This window comes from Candidatus Hydrogenedentota bacterium (genome assembly GCA_019695095.1).
Classification (GTDB): Bacteria; Hydrogenedentota; Hydrogenedentia; order Hydrogenedentales; family SLHB01; genus JAIBAQ01.
Window position 1 is genome coordinate 1 of sequence record JAIBAQ010000150.1, and the last position, 15,049, is coordinate 15,049.

The 15,049-nt window shown below is 58.1% G+C and carries 11 protein-coding genes; 6 read left to right on the plus strand and 5 right to left on the minus strand.

Annotated elements, in window-relative coordinates; translation table 11 throughout:
• Together K1Y02_19590 and K1Y02_19595 are read left to right on the plus strand one after the other, a co-directional pair.
• The coding region (locus K1Y02_19590) for a hypothetical protein (GenBank protein ID MBX7258573.1) at positions 1-225 on the plus strand (225 nt) is incomplete at its 5' end.
• Positions 226-472: 247 nt separating this feature from the next.
• A complete protein-coding gene (locus K1Y02_19595) occupies positions 473-856 on the plus strand; it encodes a hypothetical protein (protein MBX7258574.1) in 384 nt (127 codons plus the stop codon).
• Between the two features lie 4 nt (positions 857-860).
• Here the strand turns inward: K1Y02_19595 and K1Y02_19600 are convergent, their stop codons facing one another.
• Positions 861-2,159: a right-handed parallel beta-helix repeat-containing protein gene (locus tag K1Y02_19600; GenBank protein ID MBX7258575.1), complete on the minus strand. Its 1,299-nt coding sequence runs from the start codon at positions 2,157-2,159 to the stop codon at positions 861-863.
• Positions 2,160-2,412: 253 nt separating this feature from the next.
• Between K1Y02_19600 and K1Y02_19605 the strand changes: the two genes are divergently transcribed.
• On the plus strand, positions 2,413-3,399 hold the full coding sequence (locus K1Y02_19605; GenBank protein ID MBX7258576.1) for a hypothetical protein: 987 nt from the start codon (positions 2,413-2,415) through the stop codon (positions 3,397-3,399).
• An 86-nt stretch (positions 3,400-3,485) separates the two neighbouring features.
• Here the strand turns inward: K1Y02_19605 and K1Y02_19610 are convergent, their stop codons facing one another.
• Both K1Y02_19610 and K1Y02_19615 read right to left on the minus strand, forming a co-directional pair.
• The gene (locus K1Y02_19610; GenBank protein ID MBX7258577.1) at positions 3,486-5,075 is read right to left on the minus strand and encodes a hypothetical protein; all 1,590 of its coding nucleotides are present in this window, start codon (positions 5,073-5,075) and stop codon (positions 3,486-3,488) included.
• 444 nt (positions 5,076-5,519) lie between these two features.
• Positions 5,520-6,401 carry a DUF1559 domain-containing protein gene (locus K1Y02_19615; protein ID MBX7258578.1) on the minus strand — a complete coding sequence of 294 codons (882 nt, stop codon included), beginning with the start codon at positions 6,399-6,401 and terminating at the stop codon, positions 5,520-5,522.
• Between the two features lie 285 nt (positions 6,402-6,686).
• On the opposite strand from K1Y02_19615, the gene K1Y02_19620 reads away from it, so the two are divergent.
• From K1Y02_19620 to K1Y02_19630, 3 genes are all read left to right on the plus strand, one after another.
• Positions 6,687-8,639, plus strand: coding sequence for a PocR ligand-binding domain-containing protein (locus tag K1Y02_19620; GenBank protein ID MBX7258579.1), 1,953 nt, complete (start codon positions 6,687-6,689; stop codon positions 8,637-8,639).
• A 174-nt stretch (positions 8,640-8,813) separates the two neighbouring features.
• On the plus strand, positions 8,814-9,401 hold the full coding sequence (locus tag K1Y02_19625; GenBank protein MBX7258580.1) for an EF-hand domain-containing protein: 588 nt from the start codon (positions 8,814-8,816) through the stop codon (positions 9,399-9,401).
• A 136-nt stretch (positions 9,402-9,537) separates the two neighbouring features.
• Complete coding sequence (locus K1Y02_19630) at positions 9,538-12,897, plus strand: PQQ-binding-like beta-propeller repeat protein (GenBank protein ID MBX7258581.1); 3,360 nt, start codon at positions 9,538-9,540, stop codon at positions 12,895-12,897.
• 97 nt (positions 12,898-12,994) lie between these two features.
• On the opposite strand, the gene K1Y02_19635 is transcribed toward K1Y02_19630, so the two are convergent.
• Together K1Y02_19635 and K1Y02_19640 are read right to left on the minus strand one after the other, a co-directional pair.
• A complete protein-coding gene (locus K1Y02_19635) occupies positions 12,995-14,398 on the minus strand; it encodes a Gfo/Idh/MocA family oxidoreductase (GenBank protein MBX7258582.1) in 1,404 nt (467 codons plus the stop codon).
• A 328-nt stretch (positions 14,399-14,726) separates the two neighbouring features.
• Complete coding sequence (locus K1Y02_19640) at positions 14,727-14,933, minus strand: hypothetical protein (GenBank protein ID MBX7258583.1); 207 nt, start codon at positions 14,931-14,933, stop codon at positions 14,727-14,729.
• Positions 14,934-15,049: the final 116 nt, after the last annotated feature.

Genomic DNA, 15,049 nt, shown 5'->3' on the forward strand with positions numbered 1-15,049 from the left:
AATCAGATCCAGATGACACAACCGGGCGGACAATATGGTGCGCGCGGCAGCCGCCTGATGAAAATGCTGCGCGAAGGGCACAACAAGGTTCAGTTGTCGGACGAAGAGTTCCGGCGCATCGCCATGTGGATCGACTGTAACGCGATCTTCTACGGCGTAAACAAGCCTGAGGATCAGGCCCGGCAATTGCGCGCCGAGGCTATACCCATGCCGGAGATACAGTAGCGAAAGCGGTTCTGCTGCGCTTGGCCGCAGACTTCAAAGTCAGAAGACTGAAAGAGAACTGACAGGATTCACACGATTTACGGGATAGCGAACAAAGTTTCACGGAAAGGTGCATTTCCGGCCACCGATTCACTATGCTCTCGCCATTCGGGCATGCCGTTTGTGTTGTGGCTGGATCACTTCGAAGCATGCCCACACACACCTGCGGCAAATCAGGGCTTGGGCCAATTCAGAGAGTATCGGTACGATGTCCAAACGCGATAAGAAGAACGAGGCCAGCGACCAATTGGGGCCGCTCACATCGAACCCTTTCGGGGCATTGGCAGGTCAAAAGGCGAACCTGCCACAAGGACCTTCGATCGACGTGCATGCGGAAGCATCAAGTCCAAGTGCCAACACCGCACTGCCTGCGTTTACCGTTCAGAAGACGCGCAAGGGCGGCTATCCGATCTTCTTGGAAAAGCGCCCCAGCGGTAAGGTCGTCACCGTTATTCGCAATATATCCGGAGACTTGGAGGCGCTTCTGAAACTTCTCAAGAAGAAGTGCGGCGCCGGTGGTTGCCTGGCCGAAGATGGCATCGAGATCCAGGGGGATCATCGGGAACGGATCGAAGCGATCTTACGCGGTTAGGTGGTCAGTCCTTCTGCACGTTGACGCGTGTGCCGGTCATTAAATTCTCCACCGTTGCCATGTTGTCCGAAATCACAACATCGGATAGCGTGGACGCGTCGTCCGAGCGCTCAAGCCGTACGCCTTCTTTCGAAACGTTTCGCGCGGACACATTGTGGATCTGCAAGCCCGAATAGGCCTTGCCTCCGCCGTATCGAGCGAGCAGCGCATGGGCCAGCTTGGTACCCTCGCCCGTCACGGCTAGGTTGTCCACGAAGACTCCGCTGCAATCGACCAAGAGCAATCCCGCCTCTTCGTGGGCGCTATTCTCAATGGTCACTTCGCGTACGGAAAGGCGGGAACAGTTCTTCACGGATACGGGTGATCCCCCCTTGGGGTGGCCGCCGATCTGCACGTTATCGATGACGACGTTTCGCGTGTTGGACACCTTCAGCGGCTCGGAACACCGCTCTCCGATGAAGTCGCGTAACGTGAGATTGGCATGACCGAAATCGTGATTGGCGGTGCGGATGATGTGCTTGCAGTCGACGGCGGTAACGTCCTCGATGAGCACATTGGTGTTGACCTGTTGCGGTTTCCCGTGGTCTTGCACGTCCAGCGCGTAGACGCACCGCTCCGCGTACACGTTTCGCACCGTGATGTCGCAGGTGCCGTCGCTCACTTCCACCGCGCCGCGCATTTCGCTGTCATAGTCGCGAATGTTCTCGACGAGCACATGCCGGATACGGTGACCGTGCTCTCCCCCTCCGCTCAGTGACACCAGATCTCGGACGCATCCTTTACCGTAGATGTCGCGAATGACTCCGCCTTCGATATCTCGATCCTTGACACCCTCGCCGTCGATCTTGATGCCGTCCTTGGAACTGTCCAAGAAGTTGCACCGTTCCACGCGAAAATTTCCCTCGCGAATCGTCAGCAACGGCGCGCGCAATTCCTGTGGCACTGTCTCGCGGTTGCCGCGAAACTCACAGTCTATGACGGACACGTCCTTCGACTCGACGATGACCAACGGCGTGCCCCCCAGTTTCTCCGGCAACTTCGCATTCAGTCCTTGAATGGTCAGCGGCTTGCGCACGATAAGGGGTTCAGAGAGCGTAAGCTGCCGGTTCCGGTTGAACGCAACGGTTGAGTGCTCGGGAGCGGCATCGAGGGTAGCCTGAAGGTTGTCGACATCAACTTGGATAGTCGCTGGCGGTTGTGACATCGGATTCTCTGCATAAACGGTGACGATTAGCAGGAACCATGCGGACAACCATACCCTTGGGATTTGCCAGCACCTTGCCAACAATACTGACTCTCTCATTTCGCAACCTCGCGATTGTTCTTGCTCTCTCCGCGTCACCCATATGAGGTCCCATCCCATCCAATTCACAATAGCCGCATCAGCGCAGAAAGAAAAGACACGACCCTGCCGGTCTGAATGGGGTTGCCAGTAATCTTGGCCCCGAACGCGATTCTACCCGTTACGTGCTATACTTCCTAAGGTTAGGTCACTGCAGTTTGTGGCCTGACGGGCGAGACGGGGGGACTGAGTACACTGGGGGGAGCGTGAAGTCATGCGCGTAACTCGTGTTCTCGTTGCGTTGTTGCTGGGGATGGCCGGGTCACCGGTCATGGCGCAAATCATCATCGACCACACCTGCACGAATCTTGCCACGGTACCTACGTCGGCCATTACGCAAGCCAAGACCACGTTACGGATTGCGTATGGCCACACGTCGCACGGCAGTCAGATCACGGATGGCATGGAAGGCTTGCAGACCTTTGACGGTGCGCCGAATCCTCCGTCGTTGTATGCGGTGAGTTTTTCGGGAAACATGAGCAACGATGTGTTGACCATGTTCGACTACTATGGGAGTTTTCCGGGCGGGGCGTCGGACTTGGGTAATCCGAATTTTACGGCGTGGGCCACGGCGACGCGGGCCTATTTGGAGGACCCCGATAACAGCGCCATCAATGTGGTGATGTGGTCGTGGTGCGGCCAGTTGAGCGGCGCCAGCACCGCGAACGTGGACTTGTATCTCTCGCAGATGTCTCAACTCGAAACGGACTTTCCGAATGTGAAGTTCGTGTATATGACCGGGCATTCGGATATTTGGAGCTACGCCACAATCACCGCGAACAACGAGCGTATCCGGGCATATTGCCGCGATCATGGCAAGATCCTGTTCGACTTCGCGGACATCGAGAGTTACAACCCGGACGGCACCCATTTCCCGTATGTGAGCGACGATTGCAGCTATTATGACGACGGCACGTCGCCCACACAGCTCGGCAATTGGGCGCAGGAATGGCAGTCCACGCACGTCGAGGGTACGGACTGGTACAACTGCGGGTCGGCGCATTCGGAGCCGTTGAACGCGAATCGGAAGGCCTATGCCGCGTGGTGGTTGTGGGCGCGGTTGGCGGGCTGGAGCGGCACGAACACCGGTCCGGTGTATCCTCCCGAAGGGATGGAATTCCCAGTCACCTGGCCCACCGTATGCCTTGGCGTGCTGTTGGCGGGCATATTCGCCGTCAGACGGCAGAAGCGTTGGGCGTAACGAGTTTCTGGCAGAAATCAGGCAGAAATCAGGGGCAGACCCGTCTCGTCCGCCAAGGCGGATTCGCTTGGGTCAGTCCCTGATTTCTAGCGGCTGATTTCCGAGACGAGGGTGACGACGGAACGGGCGGGGACGGTGTAGACATCGTCTGCGCGGACCGGGGCATACTCTTTGAGGTCGTCGGAGTCTGAGGTAATCCACGGCGTGAAACTCTCGATTGCGCGGCCACGCTGACACCCTTTGAATCGCAGCGAAACGGGCTTATTGGATGCAGACATGTTGACAAAGACGAGGACCACCTTGTCTTTGGCCGGCGACACGTACGCAGAACCTAACAGCCCGAATTCATCGTCGGCTCCGGTTAGCGATACGCGCGTATACCCGGGACGCACAAACCGCGAGAAGTTCCCAAACGCCCACAGAAGTTTGGAGGGGTATATGGTCTCCGCATCGCCGGGATTACGGTAGTCGGTGTAGATGAGACCGTCCTTGTAGTCGTGGGGCGAGACGGCCAGCCACCATTGCCATGCCGATGCGTTGCACACGGTGAGGTCGGCGTGAATGACGCGCGCAACGTCCAAGGCGGTCTTCATGCCGAGATCTCTGCCGCCGCCGCCCGCGTTCTCGGGCCCCTGCATCACGCAATATTCGGTTTGCCAATACCGCCAGCCGGGGTAGGCTTTCATCTTCTCGCGGAATCGCGCGCGTTCGGGCACGAGACGTTCCGGAACGATGTCGTTGCGGTACGAATGCGAGCAGATGACTCCGCCCAACATCTCCTTGTATGCGGAATCGCGACAGAACGTGTCGAGGTAATCGCCGTAGGCTTCGCCGAAAAGCGTTCGGAGACCGACGTGCTCGGCGCGCATGCCGTAGAGAATGCCGCTTTCCGGCGCAAGAATTTTGGCCGAAAGGCTGCGGGCGCGCAGTTCCTTATCGAGGGCGCGGATGACGGCCTTGAGGTCGTCGTTACTCGCGCGACACCCTTCCTGACTGTTTCCGGTCCACGGCCATTGAGGCTCGTTGATGGGGCTTACCCAATCGAACTCGATGCGCTGGGATTCGTCGGGATTGTCCCGAAGGAACTGAAGAATGTCCGCGAGGTAACGCGCGTACTGTCCCTCAAAGCCTTCCTTCAAGTTTGTCGAATCGGAGCTGTCATCGCAGTACGTCAGGCCGTTACGTGTCATGCGCGCAGGAGGACTATTCGCAAACGCTACGAACTGCTCGACTCCCCGAGCTTTGGCAGCGCCGAGAAACCAACGCTCGTTAGCCTGACGCGACCAATCGTACTGCCCCTCCGCGATTTCGAACGTCTCCGCGGTTCGCCACGAGCCTTCGCCGATGTGCGCATAATCGAGCCCCGCGCCGATGTTGAATCGCCAACATGTAAGGCCGATGCCTTCCGTCGTGGAAAAGAGCAGATCGGCGATGCGGTTCTTGCTGGGCTCTGACCATCCGCCGATCTTTTGCATGGTCCAGCAATCCGACGCGCCGAAGTTGTCGATAACCTGAAAGGTCTTGCCGACTCGGACGGTGACCTTCTGAAGGGGCGAGGTTGATTCGGGTTTCGGGGAATCCGCGAGCGAGTAAATCGCCGCAAGCCAACAAGCGAGCAAGAAGGCTGGGAAGCGCAACGCTACGAAGATAACCCGAAGCTTGATTGCAGAACGCATCGCTGGACAAGGTCCCCGTGTATGGCACATCGTTCGAAAGGATCACGAGCGTATCAGATAGTGCCGGCTGTAAGCCAATCGAGCGTGGCCAGGTGGGTTGTCAGAGACAACGCTTGAAAACCAGACCCATACCACAAGAATGAGAATCAGACACGATTGATAAGATTCACACGATGAAGACCGTCAAACAACGTCGCGTGCTCCGACTCAACAGGTAGGCCATCTTGTGAATCGCGTTCATCATGTTCGAACTCTTCTTTCCAGACTCTCGATTACACTCCGGCGCCGCGCATTTCACGCTGGAAACTCCACGCATTCCCCAATCGCAGCGCCCTGCAGGAACCGCTATATCAAGCCATCAAAAGTGAACGGGGCGCCCCCGAATCGAGTTCGGAGGCGCCCCCCCATCTCTCAGCTTCCGGACCTAAGTCCGAAGGCTACGGCCTAGAGTAGCGTGATTCCATTGCCGGACATGTACGCCCAAGACGTGCTGGCCGGATACTGGCTCGGGTACTTCAAGAATGAAACGTGACCATCCATGTAGAGCACGTTGGAACCGCCCGGAATGTGGTTGAAATCCTTCGTGTTGGTCGAGAGCTGGTCATACATGACGGCCAATTCACTCTGCGAAATACTGGAAGCTGCGGCGTTATTGATGTCCGATACGAAGAAACGCTCGATTCCTTCGCGGAAACGATAGATCGTTACCGTTCCGTTGGTCGTATGATCGAACGAGACATCCTCGTCGTAGTTCTCGTTGCTGGAGAACGTGTCGGCGAGTGCGCCCAGGAAACCGCCGTCAAACGTACTCATAAGGTCGGGATTCACTTCATTGTCCGTGTGTCCGGCAGCCAAGTAGTGTTCCGGCTTGATGGCCCAGCCAAAATAGAAATACGACAAGTAGTCGATCTTGCACGGGCTGATGCCGTTCGCCGGATCGCCACCGTAGCTCCAACGGCCATCTTCGATTTGACCGGCAGCATCGCTATCGGACGGGCATGCGAGCACGTTCACGTCCGTGAGATATTCCGGATACACGGCCTTGCCGTCAAACATGAATTGAAGCCAAGGTTGGTCAGCCGTATTTGCGACGTTGCAAGCGTCTTCCTGCCACGGCTTCATCTGCGGGAACTTCTCCCCCTTTGCCTCGTTGGCGTACATCTTGAAGACCACGCCCAATTGCTTCAGGTTGTTCTGGCAGCTCGCCCGGCGCGCAGCCTCACGAGCACGTGCCAACGCAGGAAGCAGAATCGCGGCCAGAATACCAATGATGGCGATGACAACGAGCAACTCAATCAACGTAAACCCACTTCGTCTCTTCTGCATGTGAAATCCTCCCCTTTAAACCCGGTATGAATCTACCTACAAGTCCATATTTCGCAAGCGGTTGCGCAATTGGAGCACTCCCTCGCGCCCCCTTGCGGCACCATATTGCGCCTACACTATTGTTTAGCATAAAAGGGTGGCATAGCACTTGACTTATTAGGTCAAAATTTAGCATTTTAGATTGTCGGCCTGTCGCGACAGCAATGAGAGCGACTCGGGGAACGTTCTTTTCATTGCGAAGGGCCATGACGCGGGAATTATTCGCCGCAGGGGGATAACACTTCCATGGCAGTCACCAGGGGGAAAGGGCATCGATCCGCAATCCCAAGCGAGACGCCAGTAGCGCGCGTGGATGCCAAAGCCGTATCCGAACAAATGCTCGACAAGGTCAGGGGGCAAGTCGAGCCGGCATTCGCGTTTGCCGTGTCCTATCTGCGAATCCTACAGCAAAACCTTGGGTTGGGCGCCCTGGCCGTCTGGTTCGGCACGCAGGGTATCGAACAGTATTTGTCCGGCAACTCGAAGGAACTGGATTGGCATGACATGCTGTCCGACCTGGTACGGACTTCGGCCCCTCTGAGTCCCAAGGGTTTGTCAACTTTCTGCGCGACGTTGCGTCGCCGCCAGGAGGCCCGTCGCAGGTGCAGAGAGTGCGACGCCTGCTGGATCGCGCGAACCAGAAAGACCGGCCGCACATGGACCTATCAGTGCCATGCGGGCCTGAGCGAAGTCGTGACACCCATCGTCGTGAATGGCAAATGCGTGGGTGAAGTCATGGGAGGCCAACTAGCTTCGACGGACGATCTCCCCAACGGCTTCGAGGATGTCTGGCAACGCATCAGTGACATTGACGGGCTCAATCGCCATGAGTTGGCTCTGGCATTTGAATCCCTGCGACCTGCGGACAGCCAGCATCTGAACCGAGTCCGTATCAGCTTGCAGGCCGCGGCAAGGGCGCTGGGAGCGCTTATTGAAAGCGTGGCCGACCTCATGTCGCGCGAGACGATGTTGGGACAAGTGCGCAGCCATTTGGAGCGCGATTTTGCATGGTTCGCGCTGACTCAGCCTGACGCATCGCCCGAGGAAATTGGCGCCCGTGCAAAAGCGCTGGGGTTTACCGAGACCCCGAACATCGCGATAGTCGTTCAACCGGACTACACAAACCGCGTCGTACTTGCGGGCGAACGCAATCGGGTCTCGTTTGACGTGCCTGCATTGTTCGAGAAGGCCCAACGTCTTTTCAGCAACGTGCCGAACAGCGTCGTTTCATCCATTCGCCCCGACGAACTGGTGGTGCTTTTCAGTCCTGGCCAAACACGCAATCCTGCGCTGCGGAATGTACGTGTTCGAGAACTGGTCGCGAGCCTCAAGCGCGAAATCGAAACACAGTCGTCGACGCCTGTCCTCATTGGCGTGGGAGGATTGGATACGCCATGGGGTTCGGCGGCGAACGCATACACTGAAGCTCGAAACGCCATGCAACCTGCCCCTGACTCCGATGTGACGCTCCTCGCCGATTCCATTGAAGATGGACATTCGCTCGTCGCCCGGATGGCGGCGCTGGGCCGCGAATCCCACGCCGCATTTCGCGACAGTGACCGGAAACGCTATTCGGAGATAGTCGAGGCGCAGATGCGTCTCATCGCGGGGCCGGCCCCGAATTCGGATGAGATTCGCCGCTGTTTGCTCTCGCAGGCCGTGTTCGACACGTTGCTACTCCTGCGAAACAACGGAAGTCCTTCGACAGACCGGATTCATCTCGCATTCGCCACAGGTCTGGCATCGCTGCGAACGGGAGCGGAGATGGTCGAGTGGATGCAGATAAATGTCGTACCGGCGCTCAGTGCGCTGTGGGAAGCGCCGCAATCCATCTCCGCCCGCCGTGTCGGAAAAGCTGGTGACATCCTTTCCCGCGGGTTGGCGGAGGCTCCAAGCCGCGAAGACGTCGCGCACACACTGGGTCTGTCCGGGAGCATTCTGGGGAAGTCGTTTCGCAAGCAGACAGGCGTGACGTATCGTGAGTACCTGCGTCTCCTTCGCATGCGTCAAGCGCAGAGACTTCTGCTGATTCCAGGGAAGCCGGTGGCCCAAGTGGCTACCGAAGTGGGCTACACGACCACGGCCGCCTTCTCGCGCGCTTTCGAGAAAGTGTGCGGAGCCTCCCCCATCGCCTACCGCAACAACCCGCGCGCATTTCCTCCGATTGTGCTGCCAGAAGGATGTGACGCAACTGCATAGTCCTCAATTTGCATCGGCGCGATTAAGCGCCCACGCAAATTGCTCACGTGCCGTGTAACCCCCGGCACTGATTCAGGCACATCATCGGTGAAAGGCAAGGCAATCCTCCAGCCAAATGACGGTCGAGGATGCGCTCAAATGAACTCGGACTTTCATCGAGAAAGGCGGATGACTATGAACATGTGCACAAAATATGCGGTAACCATCGGACTCCTCTTGGCGGCGGTGGTTCCAGCAAGCGCCCAAGATTCACAGACAAAGGCATCCAAGGCAGGAGGTGTATTCCAACGGGCGGATGCCAACTCGGACGGACGCGTGACGCTGGAAGAGCTCAAGACGCAGATACCAGGCATCACGCAAGAACGGTTTGCCGTACTCGACAGAAATGGCGACGGAGCGCTGTCGTTAGAGGATCGCCCGACGGCAGAGGGCGCGCAACGTTTGGCGGCGCGTTTTCAGAAAGCGGACACCAACAACGATCAGAAGCTAAGCATGGACGAAGCGCAGAAAGCATTTCCTCGAATGGACGAGGAACGTTTCAAGAAGGCTGATGCGGACGGAGACTCTGCGCTGACAGTCCAGGAGATTCAACTCGCCGTAGCCGCGAAGATCAAGGAGGCCGATGCAGATGGCAATGGCAAGATCTCATTTGAAGAGGCGACAGCCGCTTTTCCGCGCATGAATGAGGGCATATTCAAGCGCATGGACCGCAATGGCGATGGGGTCCTGAGCAAAGAAGACCGAAAGGAAGCGGGGCAATAACCGGTCTGATCGAAAGCGAAAGCGCTGCACTCATGGCCAAGGTTGAAGGAGGTTGCTAAGTGTAGGTAGCACTCACTACCATCGTGCGGAAGCCAGTAGTCAGTGCCGCCAGAAGTCTCAACCGGAGCAAATACCCATGATACGTGCGCTTTTGGTCTTCTGTGTTTCGTTGTCGATTGGGGCCGCGTCGGCGCAAGAGACGCTGTGGACCTATGCCCCGCCAGCCGGGCATGTAGATGTATCGCCGGGTATTGGCGACCTCAATGGCGATGGGAGTACCGAGATTGTCGTAGGCACGACCGCGGGCCTGGTCGTAGCCCTTAACGCGCAGGGAAAAGAGATTTGGCGGCATGAGACCGGTTCTGCCGTATGTTTTCCTCCCACGATTGGCGACGTCACAGGAGACTCCAAACCGGAAGTCATCGCAATGAATCGAAAGGGTCTCGTCGTCTGCCTGGACGGGAGTACCGGCAAGATTGTCTGGGACACGTCGCTGCCAGCTCCACCCGAATGGGGGCTCACGGCGTTAGCCGTCGGGGATCTCGATAGCGACGGCCGCCCGGAGATCGTCACCGGTAACCGCGACGGCGCTGTCATTTGTCTGCGTGCATCGGGTGAGCAGGCGTGGGTGTATCAAGACGACCTCGGCAAAGTCTCCTGTCCTGCCATCGCCGACCTCGACAAGGACGGGACATCTGAAGTACTGGTCGGATCGGAGAAGTCCGGTTTGCTGTGTATTTCCGCAGAGGGTAAGCGGCTATGGCAGGTTGACGGAGAATTGGTTGGCAGCCCGCTAGTGTGCGACCTCTCCGGCGACAATACTCCTGAGATTCTGTGTGGGGTTGGAAAATCGCTTCAAGCCTTTGATGCCAAGGGCAAGTCCATCTGGACGTGTCCGACGCAACGCGAAATCGACAGCGCCATTACCGTGGCCGATGCGGATGGCGACGGCCAAGCCGAGATATACGCTGCGGATCTCTCGGGCACGTTGTTTTGCGTCACAGCCAAGGGGCAATCCGTGTGGACTGCCAACGTGGAAGAGCGGGTTCGGCGCTCGCCGTCCGTGGGCGATGTGGACGGCGACGGCGTGATGGAGATCCTCGTCGCGGGATACAGCCGGGCCGTGCATGTATTCGATCCGAAAGGAACCCTGAAGGTGCGTGTTCCGTTGCCGGGTCCATCAAACGCAACGGCCACCCTCGCAGTCCTCGGCGACGCAGGTCTGAGCGTCGTTGTGCCCGCGGCGGCGGAATCGCTTCAGGCGTTTCATTGGCCCGGCGCGAAACGCGACGCCAAAGTCGCGTGGCCGGAATACCGTTTCAACTCAAAGCGCACAGGTTCTGCCCTCGCAGATCAGAAACAAGCTCCGTCGGTACTTGTGGCCGATTTCGGCTCCATGTACGTGGGTACAAACTTCGTGCATTCGCAGGTGAGCAACCCCGAACATAAGCGTCAGTCGGTTCGAATTGAGGTCGCGCGAAACGGCGGTGAACCAACGCTCGCCGAGCGGGAATTCGACGATGAGACCTTTGAGCTGCAATTGCCGTACATGATTCCCGCCACAGAGACCTCCGACCTCCGCTTCGTGTGCACCGTTACGGAAGGCAATCGCGTGGTAGCGCGGCGTGAACAGAGCGCTCACGTTGTTCCCTTCGCGAAGGAAGTTGCGGATGCCGATCGGCAATTGGGAACCGTGCGTGACCGATTGCCCAAGCTGATCGATGCTGGAGGTCTTGAGGAACGGGTCTGCTTCGCGGGCACAAAGCTCGACGCTCTTCGCTCGAAGGTTCAGGCCGCAGGCACGGCTGACGACATGACGCGAATCGATCTTCGCGAGTCGCTGGCTTCAATACTTCGTGATGCAACCGATCTGGAGATGCTGTCGGGTCTGGCCCTCGGCGCCGCTGCGGAAGGCACGACCGCTGTGGTGCGAGCCGCAAACCCGTGGCGACCCTTTACAGGAATTGCCGACCTCGCGCGGGACCACGACAAGCCGGGTGAGCTTTCCGTATGCGCCTTCGCGAACGAAAAGGAGTCGGCGGCACTGAACGTCTTCAATCTTTCGAACAAACCCAGGGCCTTTCGCGTCACACTGGCGCCCTTGAGCAACGGCGACAAGACCATCGTGGCAAAGGATGCAATCAGCTTGTTCGAAGTACTGGATGTGCCGACCGAGCGCAGTGATATGTCGGCAGATGCCCTGGCGGCCGTCAATCAAGCGAGTGTCCTTCACGTGCCTGCGTGGGGAGCACGACAGCTTTGGTTCAATGTCGACAGCAACGCAGTCGCGCCGGGCGAATGGAAGAGCGAAGTCCTGCTCAAGAGCCTCGATGTTACACCTGTCGAGTCACGGGCGCCGTTGAGTGTGACCGTCTGGAATGCACGCGTATCCACGGAGAAGCCGCTGCGCAATTGCGGTTGGGGCTACGTGCACTCGTCGATGCTCAAAGACTATCCCGAAGAAGCGATGCACGATCAGATTGAGCACGGGACCAATGTGTTCGTGGGGCTGTTCATGCCCAAGGCAACGTTCGACGCGGACGGCAACATCGTTGGCGAAATTGACTTCAGCGAACACGACCCCTACGTGAAGCAGCATGCGCCGCATGGGATCATCCTGTTCTGCGGATATCAGGGCGCCTTGCAGGGACCCGGGGACGTGAATTCCGACGCGTATGCAAAGGCCTATGTGCAGTGGATACGCGCGTGGGTCAAGCACCTTGCGGAACTGGGCGTAGGATACGATGGATACGCGCTGTATCCGATTGACGAACCGGGACTGCACAAGGGACTCGTGGAAGCGTATCTGCACATGGCAAAGCTCACGCGCGAGGCCGATCCCAAGGTGCAGATGTACACCGACCCCGTCGGCGGGATCACGGAAGACGAATTGCGTTCGATGGTTCCTTACGTGGACATCTGGTGTCCCAATCGAGGCGGCCTGCTCCTTGAGCCGAAGAATGCGGGCAAGCTCGCAATCATGAAAGAGTCGGGCAAGCCCGTGTGGACCTACGAATGCGACGACAATGCGAAACATCTTTCGCCGCTGGGATACTACCGTGGGATCTCATGGCTTGCATGGCAGCACGGCCTTACCGGAATTGGATTCTGGTCCTATTGCACGTCCGTGGACGATCCGTGGTATGTCCCCAATGCGCGCTACGACTATCTTCTCGTGTATTCAGGCAATGGCGTGGTCACCAGCAAACGTTGGGAAGCCGTCCGCGACGGCATCGAAGACTACGGCATCCTCACGACGCTGCGGCAGGCTGTGGAAGCGAAGAAAGCGACCGCGAAGCCGGAAGCCATCAAGGCGGCTCAAGATCTCCTTGAGAACCAAGCAACGGCAGTCGCGGCATTTTGTGTTGTGGCCGACGACAACGAACTGCCCGCCTATGCCGATGCAAGCGAAATCCGAGCGCGCACCGAAGACCGTCAATGGGCGGAAGTGCAACGCGTGAGGAAAGGCGTGGCAGAGGCGCTCACCGGAATGTGAACTCCGAGTAGACGATCAAGCAGGCGTGAATGACTTCACCCCCCGGGGTGCACTGGGACCCCGGGGAGAGAAGTCCGACTATACATTTCCAGATGTTCTACAGGGTCCATCCCTCTCGATAGACGCGGCGCACATACGTGTTGGCTTCCGCATTGTTGGTGACTTCCATTTTCTCGCCGTCCCACAGCAGTTTCCGTTCGGGGAAACGCACCGCCAGGTTCCCCATGAGAACCATCTCCGACAGCGGACCCGAGTAGTCGAAATTCGAGCACGCGGGAGTTCCGGTCTTGCATGCGCGAATCCAATCCTGCTCGTGACCGTCCGAATCGCCGGGGATGCGCGGGATACTCGGCGCGGGCGCTTTGAATTCGGCCATGCGCGTTTCGGGAATGAGCTTGGGATTCAGACCGTAACAACCCGTCATGAGCTTGCCCTTGTCGCCGACGAACAGAAGGCCGCCGTCCGAATCGCCCATCGGACGTCCATCCTCGAGTTCCTCCGGCCGCGGAGGCATCATCCCTCCGTCGTACCAAGTGAGATTCAGTGCAGGCAGTCCTTCGCGTTCGGGGAACTTGTACCGGACGATTGACGAGCGCGGATAGTTTTCGTTTTTCGGCGTCGTCTTCTTCCAGAACGCGTGCCAATACGCCGAGATGCACGCCTCTACGCTCACGGGATACTTCAGCTTAAGCGCCCAGAATGCGGGGTCCAGAATGTGACACCCCAAATCGCCGAGCGACCCTGTTCCGAAATCCCACCACGCGCGCCACTTCTGCGGCAAGTAATCGGGGTGATAGGGACGCATCGGAGCCGGGCCAATCCAACGGTCCCAATCCAATGTCGCGGGCACGGGCGGCGTGTCGGCGGGACGATCCACTTCGATGCTCTGCGGCCACACGGGGCGGTTCGTCCACGCGTGAATCTCGCGCACTTCGCCGATTGCGCCGCTCCAAATCCATTCGCAGATTTGCCGGGTGCCTTCGCCCGAATGACCTTGGTTACCCATCTGCGTCATCACTTTGTGCTTCCGCGCTTCCTCGGTCATCGCACGCGCTTCATTCACCGAATGCGAGAGAGGTTTCTGGACGTATACGTGCTTGCCCGCGCGAATGGCTTCCATCGCGATCGGGGCATGCGTGTGATCGGGCGTCGCAATGATCACCGCGTCGATACGCTTCTCCTTCTCCAGCATCGTGCGGTAATCCGTGTACTTCTTCGCCTTCGGATACTTCGCAAATATCGGCCCGGCGTACTCATCATCAATGTCGCACAGCGCCACGATGTTCTCCGTCTCACACGCCTTGATGTTATTCTTGCCCATACCGCCGATACCCACGGCCGCGATATTGAGCTTCGAATTCGCGGACTTCTTCTTCCTGCTGGCGCCGATAAGGAAAGTATGCGGGATTACCGAAATGGCCGCCGCGCTGGCAGCACTCTTCATGAAATCACGCCTCGGAATACCCACATCCCCGCCTTCAACCGTGCTGGTGTCCTTCATGGTATGTCTCCTTATTCTGAGCAGTGGACAGACAGCGAGTCTACGCCAACGCCTGTGAGCCTGCAATAAGGCAGTGAATGCGCATGCAGTCCGGCATCAGAGATGGACGCACCGGGGTATCCCCCTATTCAGGAGTGGCCTCGTTACACTGCGGTCCATGGCATGGGGACGCGGAAGAGTCGTCAACAAGGATGCACAGGATAGACAGGATGAGAAGTGTGAGCGTGTGCGTGGCAGGGAATGGATGGAAAACTCGGTGAATATGGCGATAAGACCACGCCACAGCGAGGAGTCTCGATGCAGTCGAAAATTACCGGTCGCGATTGCCTTATCGTTCGCGTTTGTCTATGGCCTTTTGGTGCAGCAGGCCACCCACAAACGCCAGTGGCACGATGGTCATCAGTGCGAGTTCGCTGGCCCGGGCTCCTCCCGCGCGGAGGTCAGCACCCGGCGGCGCGATGAGTGGCGCAACCACCGAATAGACGATGAACGCACCTATCCACGCGCAGAAAGCGTAAACCAACGCTCGCTTCATCTTTCCCCCTGACTGTCCGATGCTCAGACACCTACACCCCCAGATATGGCAATGCGAAACACAACACCAATACAGCGTATCAGATTAGACGGGGCATGGCAATGGGGATGTGTACA

Bases quoted from the DNA above. Each gene is read 5' to 3' on its own strand.
- K1Y02_19640 (MBX7258583.1), bottom strand. From the start codon at position 14,933: ATGAAGCGAGCGTTGGTTTACGCTTTCTGCGCGTGGATAGGTGCGTTC.
- K1Y02_19605 (MBX7258576.1), top strand. From the start codon at position 2,413: ATGCGCGTAACTCGTGTTCTCGTTGCGTTGTTGCTGGGGATGGCCGGG.
- K1Y02_19635 (MBX7258582.1), bottom strand. From the start codon at position 14,398: ATGAAGGACACCAGCACGGTTGAAGGCGGGGATGTGGGTATTCCGAGG.
- K1Y02_19625 (MBX7258580.1), top strand. From the start codon at position 8,814: ATGAACATGTGCACAAAATATGCGGTAACCATCGGACTCCTCTTGGCG.
- K1Y02_19615 (MBX7258578.1), bottom strand. From the start codon at position 6,401: ATGCAGAAGAGACGAAGTGGGTTTACGTTGATTGAGTTGCTCGTTGTC.
- K1Y02_19620 (MBX7258579.1), top strand. From the start codon at position 6,687: ATGGCAGTCACCAGGGGGAAAGGGCATCGATCCGCAATCCCAAGCGAG.
- K1Y02_19610 (MBX7258577.1), bottom strand. From the start codon at position 5,075: ATGCGTTCTGCAATCAAGCTTCGGGTTATCTTCGTAGCGTTGCGCTTC.
- K1Y02_19630 (MBX7258581.1), top strand. From the start codon at position 9,538: ATGATACGTGCGCTTTTGGTCTTCTGTGTTTCGTTGTCGATTGGGGCC.
- K1Y02_19600 (MBX7258575.1), bottom strand. From the start codon at position 2,159: ATGAGAGAGTCAGTATTGTTGGCAAGGTGCTGGCAAATCCCAAGGGTA.
- K1Y02_19595 (MBX7258574.1), top strand. From the start codon at position 473: ATGTCCAAACGCGATAAGAAGAACGAGGCCAGCGACCAATTGGGGCCG.